Genomic DNA, 14,549 nt, shown 5'->3' with positions numbered 1-14,549 from the left:
GCACCGGGTACTCTCGACCCTCGGGCCCGCGACCGCGGGCCCGACCCGAGCGACGAGGATTCGATGGAACTGGTACGCACGACGCAGCGGCTCTGGGGCCGTCGCAGCGTGCTCGCGACGCTCGTGGTGCGTGATCTGCGGATCCGCTACGCGCAGAGCGTCCTCGGGTACGTGTGGACGGTGCTCGACCCGCTGCTCATGTCGCTCATCTACTTCGTGGTGTTCGTCTACATCTTCAAGCGGGGCGACCTCGGCCACCAGCCGTACTTCCTCTTCCTCATCGTCGGCCTGCTCGCCTGGCAGTGGTTCTCGACGGTGCTCACCGACACCTCGCGCGCCCTGACCGGCGAGGCCAAGCTGGTGCGCTCGACGAACCTCCCGCGCGAGATCTGGGTCGTGCGCGTCGTCCTCAGCAAGGGGGTCGAGTACCTGCTCTCGCTCCCGGTGCTCCTGGCCTTCCTGCTCTTCTACCTCGTCCGGGGGGAGGCCCAGCTCAACGCGTGGCTGCTGCTCTTCCCGGTGGCCGTCGCCCTCCAGGCCGTCGCGCTGCTCGGCTTCGGGCTGGTGCTCGCGCCGCTGACCGTCCTCGTCACGGACATGCAGCGCGTCGTGCGCATCGTCCTGCGGATGCTCTTCTACGCGACCCCGGTCATCTACGCGACGCACCTGGTCCCCGCGCCGTACGACAAGATCACCTGGCTCAACCCGATGACGGGCATCCTCGAGATGATGCGGGCCGGCTTCTTCGAGCACGACCGGCTGCCGATCGTCTGGGGGTCGGTCGTCACGGCCGTCGTCGTGTCCTTCGTCATGCTGCTCGTCGGGGTGGCGGTCTTCCGCCGCCTCGAGCGCGCCGTGCTCAAGGAGATCTGATGACCGAGCCCGTCATCTCCGTCGAGGGTCTCGGCGTCGAGTTCTACCGCTCGCGCCGGCGCCGGCTCTCGGTGCGCGAGATGCTCTTCCGCGGCTCGTCCGGCACGTCCAAGGAGACGTTCTGGGCGCTGCGGGACGTCTCCTTCGACATCCACCCCGGCGAGGCCGTCGGGGTCGTGGGCGGCAACGGCGGCGGCAAGTCGACGCTGCTCAAGATGATCGCCGGGGTGCTCCTGCCCGACGAGGGCACGGTCACCGTCAACGGCGGCGTGGCCCCCCTCATCGAGCTGACCGGCGGGTTCGTCGGCGACCTCACGGCGCGCGACAACGTCTACCTCCTGGCCGGGCTGCACGGCGTCTCCAAGGAAGCCGTCGACGAGCGCTTCGACGAGATCGTCGCCTTCGCCGGTCCGCAGGTGAAGGCCGGCCTCGACACCCCGTACCGTCACTTCTCCTCCGGCATGAAGGTGCGTCTCGGCTTCGCGGTCGTCACGACGCTCGACGAGCCGATCGTCCTCGTCGACGAGGTGCTCGCCGTGGGCGACAAGGCCTTCCGCGAGAAGTGCTACAAGCGGATGGAGGACCTGCTCTCCGACGGGCGCACGCTCTTCCTCGTCAGCCACAGCGAGCGCGACCTGCGCCGCTTCGGCGACCGCGCCCTCTACCTGCGCCACGGCCGGCTCGCCGTCGACGGCTCGATGGACGAGGTCCTCGACCAGTACAACGCCGACCTCGAGCGCAACGCCTGAGGAGGCCCGGCCCGATGACCGAGCCCGCGACGCACGACCCGACCCCTGCCGCGGGGTCGTCCACCGCCGACGCGGACCCCGCCGGCCTGGTGACCGGGCGGCGGACCACCCGCCTCGACGTCGGCGTCGGCGTCCTCGTCGGGCTGGTCGTCGCGGCGGTCGTCCTCGTGTGGCGCTCGCCGCTCGTGCCGACCGACCCGTGGCACTACGTCATGGCGACCCTCGACTTCCCGAGCGACCAGTGGATCGCCCTCGGGCTGACGCGGTACGGGATCATGCTGGCCACCATCCCGCCGGCCCTGCTGTGGAAGAACGCGGAGGCGACGTACTACGTCTGGCCCCTGCTCTCCTGCGCGGTCCTCGCGGCCTCGGTCTACCTGCTCGGCCGCCGCTTCTGGGGCGTGATCGCCGGCCTCGTCGCCGTCGTCGTGCTCTTCGCGAACACCGTCCTGTTCTACAACGCCTCCCGCTTCTACCCCGACGTCATGGCGATGGCGCTCGTCGTGCTGGCGCTGCTCACCGCGGTCCTCGCGCGCGACCGCGGCCTGCGCGGCCGCGGCGCGGTGCTCTGGGTGCTCGCCACCGGCTTCCTCCTCGGGTGGAGCTTCGAGGTCCGTGAGACGGCGTTCTTCTCGTGGCCGGTCGTCCTCGCCGTCCTCACCCGCCGGGGGTCGGCGCTGCGCACCTGGGCGCTCGTGGCGCTCCCGGTGCTCGGGTGGGCCGCGGTCGACGTCGCCATCAGCACGCTCGCGTACGGGACGCCGCTCGCCAAGGTGCAGGCGCTGCTCGGGATGAACCCCGAGGGCGTCGGGTACCCGCCGCCGACGAGCGGCGGCCCGCCGGCCGACCTCTCGGAGCGCACCCGCGGCTACTACCTCCTGGCCGTCCCCCTGCGGGCGCTCGAGACGCGGCCCGACGGGCTGTGGATGGTCGCCACGGGCGTGCTCGCGATCCTCGCCCTCGTGGCGGGCAACCGGGCGCTGCGGCTCATGGCCTTCGGCTTCGTCAGCGTCTACGCGCTCAACCTCCTCGCCGGCGGCGTGGCCGTCCCGACCCGGCCGCTCGGGAGCATCGACAACCCGCGGTACTGGATCCAGTACTTCCCGCCGATCGCGCTCGTCGTCGGCGGGGTGACCGCGCTCCTCGCGGCCCGGCTGGCCCGGGCGCTGCCCCGCGGGCGGCGGCTCCTGCGTGCCGCCGCCGTCGGGGGCGTCGCCGTGCTCGTCTGCGCGGTGCCCGCCTACCACGCCCAGCGCTTCATGACGACGACCAGCGCCTTCGCCCCGAACGGCGGGGACGCGATGGAGCGGCTGCGCTCGGCCCTCGAGGGCCGCGACTTCCGGGTGCCGGCCGTGTGGACCGACAGCCGCACGATGCGCGTGCTGCCCGCCTACCAGCGGCCGGTGTTCAACGGCCCGCAGGTCTGGAGCGGCCCGGGGGAGCGCCTGCGCCCCGACTCGCAGCCCCGGCCCGGCGACGCGGTGCTCTACTACAGCGCCTACGACGACGGCGTGTGCGTGCACTGCTACGAGTCGATCCGCCCCTGGATGGAGGCGCACCCGACGCCCCCGGCGAGCTGGGAGCTGGTCTACGCCACCCCGGACCGCGTCGTCGAGCTCTACCTCGTGCGCTGACGCCCCGTCGGGGACGCGGCCGGGCTCAGTGCTCGGGGCCGCCCTCGAGGCGTCCGCGGACCTCGGCCTCGTCGAGGGCGATCCGGCGGGCGAGGCGGGTGTAGCGCGTCTCGAGGTCGCGGAAGCGCAGGTAGGTCGTCACCGTGAAGCTGAGGAAGGCGACGACGAGCCCGTAGAGGACGAGGTCGGTGCCACGACCGACGCCGAACACGTGCGCCAGGCGCGTCCACACGTCCGGGAAGATGATCGACACGACGGCGAAAGCCGCGAACGCAAGGACCCCGAGGCGGCGGATGGCCTGCGCCCGGGCCCCGCGCGAGCGGAACAGGCGGGCCGCGACGACGGCCACGACGACGATGAGCAGGACCTGGACGACGACGAGCTTCATCGGAGGATCAGCTCCACGAGGATGTTGACGGAGTTCCACAGCGACTGGCCCTTGGAGCGCGAGTAGTCGGTGTAGAGGATGTGCACCGGGCTCTCGGCGTAGCGCACGTCCATCGCGCCGATCTGCTCGACGAGCTCGGAGGCGTGGGCCATCCGGTTCTGGGTGATGTCGATCCGCTCCACGACGTCGCGGCGGAGCAGCCGCAGCCCGTTGTGGGCGTCGGTCAGGCGCGTGTGCGTCGTGAGGTTGGTGTACCCGACGGCCGCCCGCAGCACGAGCCGCTTGGCCAGGCTCGGGGTCGTGCGGTCGTCGAGGAAGCGGGAGCCGAAGACGACCTGGAGGTCCTCGGCGCGCGCCTTCTCGAGCATGGCGAGCACGTCGTCGGTCTGGTGCTGGCCGTCGGCGTCGAAGGTGACGGCCCACTCCATGTCAGGGCGGGAGCGGACGTACTCGAAGCCCGTCTGCAGCGCCGCGCCCTGGCCGAGGTTGACCGGGTGGCGCACGACGACGGCCCCGGCCTCGCGGGCGACCTCGGCCCCGTCGTCGGCGGACCCGTCGTCGACGACGACGACCTGGGGGAAGACGCTGCGGGCCCGGGTGACGACGTCCCCGATGACCGCGGCCTCGTTGTAGAGCGGGATCACCAGCCAGACACCCGAGGTGTCGACCTGCCGTGAGGTGTTCATCGCCGACCAGCGTACGGGGCCGGGCGGGAGGCCCTCACCATCCGGCCTGCGCCGCCCGGCGGGCCCACCAGCGCAGGCCCTCGTACTTGACGCGGGCGACGTGGCCGCGGCGCCGCCGGCCGGTCGCGACGTGCTCGGCGTGCCGCAGGACGGCGCTCGGGAGGTACCGCACGGTGAGGCCGAGGCGCTCGCACTCGCTCGCGAACCACAGCTCCTCGCCGAAGAGCGCGAAGGGGTAGTCGGTGCGGCCGCCCGCCGCGAGGTAGCGGGGGGTGAGGACGACGCACGAGCCGTGGCCGGCGAACACGGCCGCGCCCGGCTCGACCCCGCTCACCGTGCGCGAGCTGTGCCCTCCGCGGCGCAGGAGGAAGAGGTCCGCGACCGCCGGGAAGCGGTGGGCCGCCGCGAGCAGGCGCAGGCGGCGGGCGCTCGGCGGGTGCAGCAGGTTGGGGTTCTGGTCCTGCCCGAGGGCGCCGAGCACCGACGGCGCGAGCCACCCGGCGTCGGGGTGCTGCGCCACCCCGTCGAGGAGCGCCGCGACGCACCCCGGGTCGGCGACGAGGTCGCAGTTGGAGAGCACGAGGGGGAGGGCGGGGTCGACCTCGGGCAGCGCCCGGTGCAGGGCGGGGAGGTAGCCGGGGTTGTCCTCGAAGTCGAGGACGCGCACCCGCGGGTCGTCCCCGAAGGCGGCGCGGGCGGCCGCGGTGTCGCCGGGCTTGTTGGCGCACAGGACGAGGTCGACCGGGGCGTCCGGGCCGAGCGAGGCGACGAGGCCGCGGGCGTCGTCGACGCCCCCGTAGGAGACGACGACCCAGGTGAGGGCGGGGGCCGGGCTCATGCCGCCGCCTCGCGTGCGCCGCGGCGGAAGAGGGCGGCGTACACCGGCCCGAGGAGGCGCCCGGGGACGAGGCGGAAGGCCCCGCGCACGACGAGGTTGACGGCCATCCGCGGGACGCCGACGACGCCGGCGGCCCGCAGCCGGCGCTGGAGGTCCCACTCGTAGCGCAGCATCCGCCAGCCGCCGCGCCGCGAGATCATCTCGTCGCCGGCGTTGAAGAGCACGAGCGGCTCCTCGAGGTTCTCGGCCCGCGCCCCGGCCGCGAGCATCCGCGCGAAGAGGTCGTAGTCCTGCATGTAGCGCAGGTCGGCGTACCCCCCGACCCGCAGGGCGAGCTCGCGGCGGAAGAGGGAGGTGGGGTTGTTGACCGGGTTGTTGAGGGGCAGACGGCGCATGATCGCCGCGTGCGAGGCGGGGTTGGTCCGGACGCCGAGCACGTGCCCGGGGTCGCCGCGGAACTCGAGCATCGCGGAGCCGACGAGGTCCAGGCCGTGCTCCTCGAGGTGGCGCACCTGGCGCTCGAGGCGGGTGGGGAGCGACACGTCGTCGCTGTCGTGCCGGGCGACGAGGTCGCCGGTCGCGAGCTCGAGGCCGCGCGCGGAGGCCAGGCCGCTGCCGACGTTGCGGGGGAGGCGCTCGACGCGGACGGACGGGTGCTCCGCGGCGGCCGCCGCGAGCGCCGCGTCGAGGGCGTCCGGCACGGGGCCGTCGACGACGACGAGGAACTCCTCCGGCGGCCGCGTCTGGCCGGTCACCGAGGCGACCGAGCGCTCGAGGTCGGCGACCGTGGTCCCGTGGTAGGTCGTCATGAGGACGGTGACGGTGGGGGGCACGGCCAGCAGTCTAGGAGGCGGCCGGGTCGCCGCCCGCGCCGCGCAGGGTGGCCCAGAGGCTCGCCACCTCGCGCCGGTTCAGCCACCCCCAGAGCGCGGCGAAGCCGAGCGCCCCACCCACCTGGGCCAGCACGCCGGCGGGGCCCGCGAGGTCGCGGGTCAGCAGGGCGACGGCGGCGACGACCGCGACACCGGCCACGAGGCGCAGCGCGAGGTCGAGCCAGGACTGCCTCTCGAGCCACCAGACGGCGCCGAGCGTCGCGAGGGACGCGCTGCCCGCCCCGACGAGGTAGCCGAGCGCGACGCCGTCGACACCCATCGACGGGGCGAGGACGAACCACGTGGCGACGCCGAGCACGAGCCCGCCGAGGTTGACCGCCGCGACGACCTGCGGGCCGCGTCGCCGGGTGGACTGGAGGGCGGTCGCCCCGCCGAGGGCGACGGAGGTGAGCATCACCGCGCCGAGCAGCACCGGCAGGACCGCCTCGGAGCGGGCGAACGAGGCGCCGTAGACGACCCGGATGCCGAGCGGGCTGAGGATGACGAGCACGCCGATGACCCCGACGAAGATCGCGACGAGCCGGCGCGCGATGGCGTCGCTGTGCCGGCGCACGGCCGCGCGGTCGGCGCGCCCCGCGGCGGCGACGAGCGGCGGGACGAGGGCGGTGCTCAGGGCGATGGCGAACATCGACATCGGGGTGGCGAGGGAGAGCGCGGCCGCGAAGTCGCCGGCGCCGCTCTCGCCGCTCCAGTGGTGGGCCGCGAGCTGCGAGGCCTGGAGCAGCCCACCGCCCGCGAGGACGCCGACCGCCGAGAACGCGACCCACTGGTCGATCTCGCGCCGGGCGGCGCGGTCGAGGCGACCCCGGACGCGGGCCGGCCACGTGGCCACCGCGAAGAGGCCGTACCCGACGGCGAGGGGGAGCAGGGTGAGCAGGTCGAGGTCGAGGACCAGCACGAGCGCGAGCACGGAGAGGGAGGTGACGGCGGCGAGCGTGTCCCAGAGGGCCACCTGCCGGAACCCGAGGAGCCCGAACCGGACGCCGCGGGTCGTCACGTAGACGGAGTAGGTCCAGCAGAGCACGACGCTCGCGACGACCTGCACCGGCTGCAGCCCGAGCCACCACGCCCCGAGCAGCCCGGTGGCCGTCGGCAGGACGGTGGCCACGAGGAGGGAGCGCTGGGCGATGTGGCGGGCCACGCGCAGGGCGCCCTCCTCGTCGCCGAGCGAGCGGCGCAGGGCCACGAAGCGGGTGCCCGCGCTCGCCGCGGGGGAGGCCCAGGCGAGGCTCGTGAGGACCGAGATCGACAGCGCGCTGTTGGCCTGGCCGAGCAGCTCGCGGGAGCCGAGGCGGCCGATGATGACGCTGTAGACGAGGCGGGCGGCCCCCTGGACCGCCGTCGCGTAGGTGCTCAGCGCTGCGTTGTCCCGCAACGCCGCTGCGGGCGTGGAGCCTGGGGGGCGCTCCGGCGGCGGGGGCGCGGAGGGCATCGGCGAAGCATACCGGCGGGCCGTCCTCGGGTTGCGCCGAAACCCCGGTACGCGAGTGACGGCTGTGACAGACTCGAAGGACCCTGCCGTCCCCGAGGTGCCACGCCGTGCCGTCGGGGAAAATCCCCTCACTCCGTGGACTTCGCCATGCGCTCATTCCGCCTGCTCACCGCCACCACCCTGCTCGGTGGCCTCGCCGTCGTCGCCCCCGTGACCGGTCCGGTCACGGCCCGGGCCGTCACTCCCGTCGTGGAGGACGTCCCGATGCCCGCCGTGACACCCGTACCGACCGGCACGCCGACCCCCTCACCGGACGCGACGGGAGCCGGCGCCCTGCGCGCGGCGACCCCGAGCCCGAGCGCGTCCTCGCGCCCGTCGCCCTCGCCCTCGGCGACGCCGACGGTCGGCACCCGGCCGACCACCCCCGCCGGGGAGCAGCAGAGCCTGCTCGAGCGGGACGGCGAGAGCCTCGACGTCGTCGGCGTCAGCTTCCCGGACGAGGCCTCTGCCGCCCGCTCCACCGTCGAGGTCCGCACGAAGACCGACGGCCGGTGGAACGCCTGGGTGGAGGCCGCGGTCGACCCCGACGGCCCCGACGGTGACACCGAGGAGGCCCGCCGGGCCCGCGTCGGCACCGAGCCCGTGGCGGTCGCCGGGTCCGAGGCGGTGCAGATCCGCGTCCGCGCCGCCCGCGGGGTGGACCTCACGAAGGCCCACGCGGCCCTCGTCGACGCCGGCGACAGCGCGGCGGACGCCTCCGTCGGTCGGCCGGCCCTCGGGGCGGCCCACGCGGCCGGCCTCGCGCCGGCGATGGTGACCCGCGCCCAGTGGGGCGCGGACGAGAGCCTGCGCGGCTGCTCCCCGAGCTACAACGACAAGATCTCCGGCGCCATCGTCCACCACACGGTCAACGCGAACGACTACTCCGCGTCCGAGGCGGCCGGGCTCGTGCGCGGCATCTACGCGTACCACACGCGCTCCAACGGCTGGTGCGACATCGGCTACAACTTCCTCGTCGACCGCTTCGGCCGGCTCTACGAGGGCCGCTACGGCGGCGTCGAGCGCAACGTCCAGGGCGCCCAGGCCGGTGGCTTCAACGCCCAGACCGTCGGCATCGCGTCGATCGGCACCCACGACTCCTCGCAGGCCGGCGCCACGACGCCGTCGAGCTCGGTGCTCGCGACCGTCGCGAAGGTCATCGCGTGGAAGGCCGTGCTCAACGGCTGGGACCCGAGCACGAGCGCGACGTTCACCGCCGCCTCGGGGGCCGACAAGTACACCCCCGGCACGAAGATCACCCGCCCGCGCGTCTCGGGGCATCGCGACTTCAGCCTCACCTCGTGCCCGGGCAACCTCTACTACACCCAGCTCCCGGCCCTGCGGACCGCCGTCCAGGCGCGCTACCAGGAGGACCTGGCGAGCAGCGTCGGCGCGATGACCGGTGCCTCCGGTGACGAGGCCTACGGCCGCCCGGCCGGGTCGTCCTTCGACCTCTCGGGCCGGGGCTTCGGCCACGGCCGCGGGATGAGCCAGTACGGGGCCTACGGCGCCGCGCTCAAGGGCCTGACGACCGAGCAGACGCTCGCCTTCTACTACCCGAAGACCTCCCTCGTGTCGACGATCGGCAACCCCACGCTGCGGGTCTGGCTCTCGGCCGTCGGCAGCGGTGGCACCTCGGTGCGCTCGACGCCCGACCTCGTGATGTCGACCGGCGGTCGCACCGCGACGATCTACGGCCGCAACGCCGACGGCAGCGTCCGGGACCGCTGGCGCCTCGTCCCGGACTCCAAGGGCCTCACCCTCCAGTGGCTCGAGAAGGGCGTCTGGCGCAGCACGTCGAGCTGGCGCGCGATGACCGGCGGCGTCCGCCTCGTCGACACCCGGGCCGGCAAGGTCCGCGTCGTCCTCCCGAGCGGTGAGGAGCGCGCCTACCGGCGTACGGTCGAGACGACGAAGTCCGGCTCCGGCGCGCTGACGACGAACGTGCTCTCGCTCGACTACTACCTGCAGAGCGTCGTGCCCTCGGAGATGCCGGCCTCGTGGTCGAGCGCCGCCCTGCGCACGCAGGCCGTCGCCGCCCGCACCTACGCGCTCTACCAGCGTGCGCACCGGCCCTCGGGCTCGCTGTACGACGTCTGCGACAGCACGTCGTGCCAGGTCTTCAAGGGCCTCAACGGCTACACCTCGAGCGGCGGGGTCATCCCCTTCGAGAACGCCGCCACGACCGCGGCGGTCAAGGCGACGACGGGACGCGCGCTGTACTACGGCGGCGCGCCGGCCCTCACCGAGTTCTCGTCGTCGAACGGCGGCTACACGGTGGCGTCGTCGCTGCCCTACCAGCGCGCGGTGGCCGACCCCTACGACGCCGTGCCCTCGGGCAGCCCCAGCCGGTGGACGAGCACCCTCTCGGTCGCCGCGGTCGAGCGGGCCTTCCCCTCGGTCGGCCGGCTCACCGCGCTGCGCGTCGACTCCCGCGACGGGAACTCCACGTGGGGCGGCCGCATCGCGTCCGTGACGGTCCAGGGCCTCGACGGGGAGAGCACCGTCTCGGGTGACTCCTTCCGGGGCAGGCTCGGGCTGCGCAGCACGTGGTGGACCGTGACCTCGGCGCCGGCGCAGTCGGCGGCCTCGTTCCCGAAGGACCTCTCCGGCGACGGCAAGGGCGACCTGCTCGCCGTCGACTCCTCGCGGCGGCTCACCGTCGTGGCCGGTAACGGCGCCGGCGGGTTCTCGAGCAGGCCGATGGTCGGCACCGACTGGTCGTCGGTCTCGCTCGTCGCCAACGTCGGGACGTGGGACAACGACAGCCGCCACGACGTCGTCGAGCGCGACAAGGGGACGCTGTACTACCACCCGGGCGACGGCAACGGCCGGCTGAACCCGCGGCAGAAGATCAGCTCGGGCTGGGACGGCGTCGACTGGGTCGCCGGCACCGGCGACATGGATCAGGACGGGCGCACCGACTTCCTCGCGCGCCAGGTCAACGGCCAGCTGAAGATCTACCGCGGCGACGGCCGCGGTGGCGTCCTCGGCACGAAGCTCATCGGCTCCGGCTTCGGGGCCTTCCGCGTCCTCGTGGCGCCGGGCGACGTGACCGGCGACGGTCTGCCCGACGTCCTCGGCATCCGGGCGAGCGACGACGCGATGCTGCTCTATGCCGCGGCCCCGTCGCGCGACGGCCGCCTCTCGGCGCCGGTCGTGGTCACCGGCTCCTGGTCCGGCTACAGCACCGTCGTCGGCGCCGGTGACGTCACCGGCGACGGGCGCGCCGACCTCGTCGCGCGCAAGTCCTCCACGGGGGCGCTCGTCGTCCTGCGCGGCGACGGGGCCGGCGGCTTCACCGCCGGGTCCGACGTGGCCGGGACCTCGACGTGGCGCACCTGGACCCGCTGGTCCTCCTGACGGCACCCGACGACCGAGGGCCGCGCGAGCATCGCGCGGCCCTCTGTCGTGTCGTGGCGTGTGGCGGGGGAGCCCGTCAGGCGAGGTCGACGGTCAGCGGGGCGCCGGTGGCCTCGCGGACCTGCTCCTCGGTGACGTCCGGCGCGAGCTCGCGCAGGACGAGGCCGTCCTCGGTGACGTCGATGACGGCGAGATCGGTGATGATCCGCTGGACGACGGCCTTGCCGGTGAGCGGCAGCGAGCACTCGGCGACGATCTTGTGCGAGCCGTCCTTGGCGACGTGCTCCATGAGGACGACGACCTTCTTCGCGCCGTGGACGAGGTCCATGGCGCCGCCCATGCCCTTGACCATCTTGCCGGGGATCATCCAGTTGGCGATGTCGCCGGTCGCCGAGACCTGCATCGCGCCGAGGATCGCGGCGTCGACCTTGCCGCCGCGGATCATCCCGAAGGAGAGGGCGGAGTCGAAGTAGGAGGCACCGCGGCGGACCGTGACGGTCTCCTTGCCGGCGTTGATGAGGTCGGGGTCGACCGCGTCCTCGGCCGGGTAGGCACCGACACCGAGGATGCCGTTCTCGGACTGCAGGACGATCTCGACGTCGTCGGGGACGTAGTTCGGCACGAGGGTCGGCAGGCCGATGCCGAGGTTGACGTACGCGCCGTCCTCGAGCTCGGCGGCGGCGCGGGCGGCCATCTGCTCACGGGTCAGCGGCATGGCTCAGGCCTCCTGGGGCGCACGGACGGTGCGCTTCTCGATGTGCTTGTCGGCGGCCTGCTCGGGCGTCAGCGGCAGGACGCGCTGGACGTAGATGCCGGGCAGGTGGACCTCGTCGGGGTCGAGCTCGCCGGGCTCGACGAGCTCCTCGACCTCGGCGACCGTGATGCGTCCGGCCATCGCCGCGAGCGGGTTGAAGTTGCGGGAGGACTTGTTGAACACGAGGTTGCCGTGCCGGTCGCCCTTCCAGGCGCGCACGAGACCGAAGTCGGCGACGATCGCGTGCTCGAGGACGTACTCGCGCTCCTCGCCGTCGCGCTCGAAGACCCGCACCTCCTTGGCGGGGGAGGCCTTCTCGACCCCGCCGTGGCCGTCGTACTTCCACGGCAGCCCGCCGTCGGCGACCTGGCTGCCGACGCCGGTCGGGGTGAAGAACGCCGGGATGCCGGCGCCGCCGGCGCGCAGCCGCTCCGCGAGCGTGCCCTGCGGCGTGAGCTCGACCTCGAGCTCGCCCTCGAGGTACTGCCGGGCGAACTCCTTGTTCTCGCCGACGTACGAGGAGACCATCCGGCGGATCTGCTTGCTCTGCAGGAGGATGCCGAGCCCCCACTCGTCGACCCCGCAGTTGTTGGAGACGACCTCGAGGTCCTTGGTGCCGGCCCGGTGGAGCTCGGCGATGAGGACCGAGGGGATGCCGCAGAGCCCGAACCCACCGACGGCGAGGGTCGCCCCGTCGGAGATCCCGGCCACGGCCTCGGCTGGTGTGGCGACGACCTTGTCCATGGTCGGCACCCTAGCGCGGGCCGACCGGGGCCCCACGACGGGTGCCGACCACACAGGTCCGGCCGGCGAGCGGGGTCGGCCGCCATGCGCGGGGACCGGCCGGTCGGCGCCGACGACGTCGGCCGGACGGTCCGGGCCGACAAGTACAGCGGTGTAATTCGACGGAACCGGTTGCGCGCCCGTCGTGCCCAGTGAGAGAACAGGTGTGCCCGGTGATCCGACGGTGGCGGATGTGACATCTGAGACGACGGATTCCGGGCCACGTCCGGTCCCCTGCCCCGGGCGTACCCCCTGCCGAGGAGCCCTGCGTGTCCCTGCCCCATGTCGACGCCCCGACGAACCGACGCCTGCCCGTGCGGACCCTCGGAGCCCTGTCGGCCTCCGTCATCGCGTTCCCGCTCGCGGCCGGGACGGCCGAGGCCGCGACCCTGCCGCTGCCCAAGCCGAGCCGGACCCTGCCCTCGGCGCTCGACGTCGCCCCGCCCTACCAGCCGGGCACGCTGTGCCTGACCGAGAACCAGGTCGGGCCGGTCGCCTTCGCGAAGCTCCTCGACGCGACCTACGGCAAGCACGTGTGGGGCGTCCTGCGCAAGTGCGACCAGGAGCACGGCGAGGGACGCGCCCTCGACTGGATGCTCAATGCCGCCAAGAGCTCCGACCTCGCGATGGGCAACGCGATCACCCGCTGGCTCGCCGCCCCCGACGCCCAGGGCCGCCAGGGCGCGATGGCCCGCCGGGTGGGCATCAACTACATCATCTGGAACCGGCAGATCTGGAAGGCCTGGGCGCCCGAGCGCGGCTGGCAGGCCTACACCGGCTCCTCGCCCCACACCGACCACATCCACCTCTCCTTCACCTGGGACGGCGCGGTCAAGCGCACGTCGTGGTGGACCGGCACGGCGGTCACCAACTACCTCACCGGCCCTCCCGGTACGGAGATGCCCACCTCCAACGACCCGCGCGACTACGTCAAGGTGACGCTGCGCCGCGGCTCGCGCGGCAAGCCCGTCGAGGTGCTCCAGCGCTCCATCGGCGGCATCGGCGTCGACGGCTCCTTCGGCCCGGCCACCGAGAGCCGCGTCCTCGGCTACCAGAAGGAGAAGGGCCTCACGCAGAACGGCATCGTCGACAGCCGTGTCTGGAACGCCATCATCGGCGCCCCGAGCACCGGCGGCACGACCGGCTCCGGCTCGACCACGCCCACGACGAGCGCGCTCGCGAAGTACGCCGGGACCGTCCTGCGCAAGGGCTCGCGCGGGGAGGCCGTCACGGCGATGCAGAAGGCCGTCGGCGGCCTCGTCGCCGACGGGTCGTTCGGCCCGGCGACCGAGGCCCGCGTCAAGGCGTACCAGAAGTCGAAGGGCCTGCCGCAGAACGGTGTCGTCGACGCCACGGTGTGGGCCGCACTCATGGGCACCACGACCGCGGCCACCGGCTCGACCGGCTCGTCGCTCGCGAAGTACTCCAAGGTCGTCCTGCGCCTCTGGTCGCGCGGCGAGGCCGTCAAGGCGATGCAGAAGGCCGTCGGCGGCATCGCGGTCGACGGGTCGTTCGGCCCGGCGACCGAGGCCCGCGTCAAGGCCTGGCAGCGCTCGAAGGGGCTCACGGCCGACGGCGTCGTCGACGCCAAGGACTGGAAGGTGCTGGCCGGCGGCTCGTCCGGGGTCGCCGCGTCGACGCCGGCCACCTCCAAGCCCTCGACGTCCACCCCCGCGACGACGAGCACCGAGCTCACCGCCCACAAGGGGAGCACCCTGCGGTCCGGCTCGGCCGGCGCGGCGGTCAAGGCGCTCCAGCGCGCCCTCGGCGGCCTGTCCGCCGACGGCCGCTACGGGCCGGCCACCCAGGCGCGGGTCGTCTCCTTCCAGCGCGCCGCCGGGCTCACGGCGACCGGCGTCGTCGACCGGGCGACGTGGGACGCGGTGGAGCGCTCCGTGCACCCGCTGCTCGCGCACTGGAACACCGTGCTCAAGCGGGGCTCGCACGGCGCCGCGGTCGTCGCGCTCCAGCGGGCCCTCGGGATCACCGCCGACGGGTCCTTCGGGCCGGCGACGGAGACCGCCGTCAAGGCCGCGCAGAAGGCCGCCCACCTGGCGCAGACGGGCGTCGTCGCCACCGTGACGTGGAAGGCCGTCGAGGCCCGCGCCCGCTGAGCG

General features: G+C 73.8%; 12 protein-coding genes. 5 read left to right on the top strand and 7 right to left on the bottom strand.

Annotated elements, in window-relative coordinates; genetic code table 11:
- The first annotated feature begins 63 nt into the window (after positions 1-63).
- Genes IG69_RS0108075 through IG69_RS0108065 form a run of 3 tightly spaced genes read left to right on the top strand, consistent with a single transcriptional unit; the run spans position 64 to position 3,256 of the window.
- Complete coding sequence (locus IG69_RS0108075; RefSeq protein ID WP_051750357.1) at positions 64-873, top strand: ABC transporter permease; 810 nt, start codon at positions 64-66, stop codon at positions 871-873.
- Positions 873-1,622, top strand: coding sequence for an ABC transporter ATP-binding protein (locus tag IG69_RS0108070; protein WP_030527654.1), 750 nt, complete (start codon positions 873-875; stop codon positions 1,620-1,622). Before IG69_RS0108075 ends, IG69_RS0108070 begins: the two co-directional genes overlap by 1 nt.
- Before the next feature lie 14 nt (positions 1,623-1,636).
- On the top strand, positions 1,637-3,256 hold the full coding sequence (locus IG69_RS0108065; RefSeq protein WP_030527653.1) for a hypothetical protein: 1,620 nt from the start codon (positions 1,637-1,639) through the stop codon (positions 3,254-3,256).
- A 25-nt stretch (positions 3,257-3,281) separates the two neighbouring features.
- On the opposite strand, the gene IG69_RS0108060 is transcribed toward IG69_RS0108065, so the two are convergent.
- The 5 genes from IG69_RS0108060 to IG69_RS0108040 are packed head-to-tail and all read right to left on the bottom strand — an operon-like array spanning position 3,282 to position 7,493.
- The gene (locus tag IG69_RS0108060; protein WP_036829426.1) at positions 3,282-3,644 is read right to left on the bottom strand and encodes a DUF2304 domain-containing protein; all 363 of its coding nucleotides are present in this window, start codon (positions 3,642-3,644) and stop codon (positions 3,282-3,284) included.
- Positions 3,641-4,330, bottom strand: coding sequence for a glycosyltransferase family 2 protein (locus IG69_RS0108055; protein WP_030527651.1), 690 nt, complete (start codon positions 4,328-4,330; stop codon positions 3,641-3,643). The genes IG69_RS0108060 and IG69_RS0108055 overlap by 4 nt, the downstream gene beginning before the upstream one ends.
- A gap of 34 nt (positions 4,331-4,364) precedes the next feature.
- Positions 4,365-5,168 carry a glycosyltransferase family 2 protein gene (locus IG69_RS0108050; RefSeq protein WP_030527650.1) on the bottom strand — a complete coding sequence of 268 codons (804 nt, stop codon included), beginning with the start codon at positions 5,166-5,168 and terminating at the stop codon, positions 4,365-4,367.
- Positions 5,165-6,001: a glycosyltransferase gene (locus tag IG69_RS0108045; RefSeq protein ID WP_051750356.1), complete on the bottom strand. Its 837-nt coding sequence runs from the start codon at positions 5,999-6,001 to the stop codon at positions 5,165-5,167. The genes IG69_RS0108050 and IG69_RS0108045 overlap by 4 nt, the downstream gene beginning before the upstream one ends.
- Positions 6,002-6,011: 10 nt before the next feature.
- Complete coding sequence (locus IG69_RS0108040) at positions 6,012-7,493, bottom strand: lipopolysaccharide biosynthesis protein (protein ID WP_157577428.1); 1,482 nt, start codon at positions 7,491-7,493, stop codon at positions 6,012-6,014.
- A 147-nt stretch (positions 7,494-7,640) separates the two neighbouring features.
- On the opposite strand from IG69_RS0108040, the gene IG69_RS20945 reads away from it, so the two are divergent.
- Positions 7,641-10,895: a SpoIID/LytB domain-containing protein gene (locus tag IG69_RS20945; protein WP_157577426.1), complete on the top strand. Its 3,255-nt coding sequence runs from the start codon at positions 7,641-7,643 to the stop codon at positions 10,893-10,895.
- Positions 10,896-10,971: 76 nt separating this feature from the next.
- Here IG69_RS20945 and IG69_RS0108030 read toward each other — a convergent pair whose 3' ends face one another.
- Together IG69_RS0108030 and IG69_RS0108025 are read right to left on the bottom strand one after the other, a co-directional pair.
- Positions 10,972-11,610, bottom strand: coding sequence for a CoA transferase subunit B (locus IG69_RS0108030; protein WP_030527646.1), 639 nt, complete (start codon positions 11,608-11,610; stop codon positions 10,972-10,974).
- A gap of 3 nt (positions 11,611-11,613) precedes the next feature.
- Positions 11,614-12,393: a CoA transferase subunit A gene (locus IG69_RS0108025; RefSeq protein WP_030527645.1), complete on the bottom strand. Its 780-nt coding sequence runs from the start codon at positions 12,391-12,393 to the stop codon at positions 11,614-11,616.
- A 308-nt stretch (positions 12,394-12,701) separates the two neighbouring features.
- Here IG69_RS0108025 and IG69_RS0108020 point away from each other — a divergent pair, with 308 nt between their 5' ends.
- Positions 12,702-14,546 carry a peptidoglycan-binding domain-containing protein gene (locus IG69_RS0108020; protein ID WP_051750354.1) on the top strand — a complete coding sequence of 615 codons (1,845 nt, stop codon included), beginning with the start codon at positions 12,702-12,704 and terminating at the stop codon, positions 14,544-14,546.
- The last annotated feature ends 3 nt before the right edge of the window (positions 14,547-14,549 follow it).

Origin of the sequence: Phycicoccus jejuensis (assembly GCF_000720925.1) — a bacterium.
Lineage (GTDB): Bacteria > Actinomycetota > Actinomycetes > Actinomycetales > Dermatophilaceae > Phycicoccus > Phycicoccus jejuensis.
This window is presented reverse-complemented; position numbering and strand designations above follow the sequence as displayed.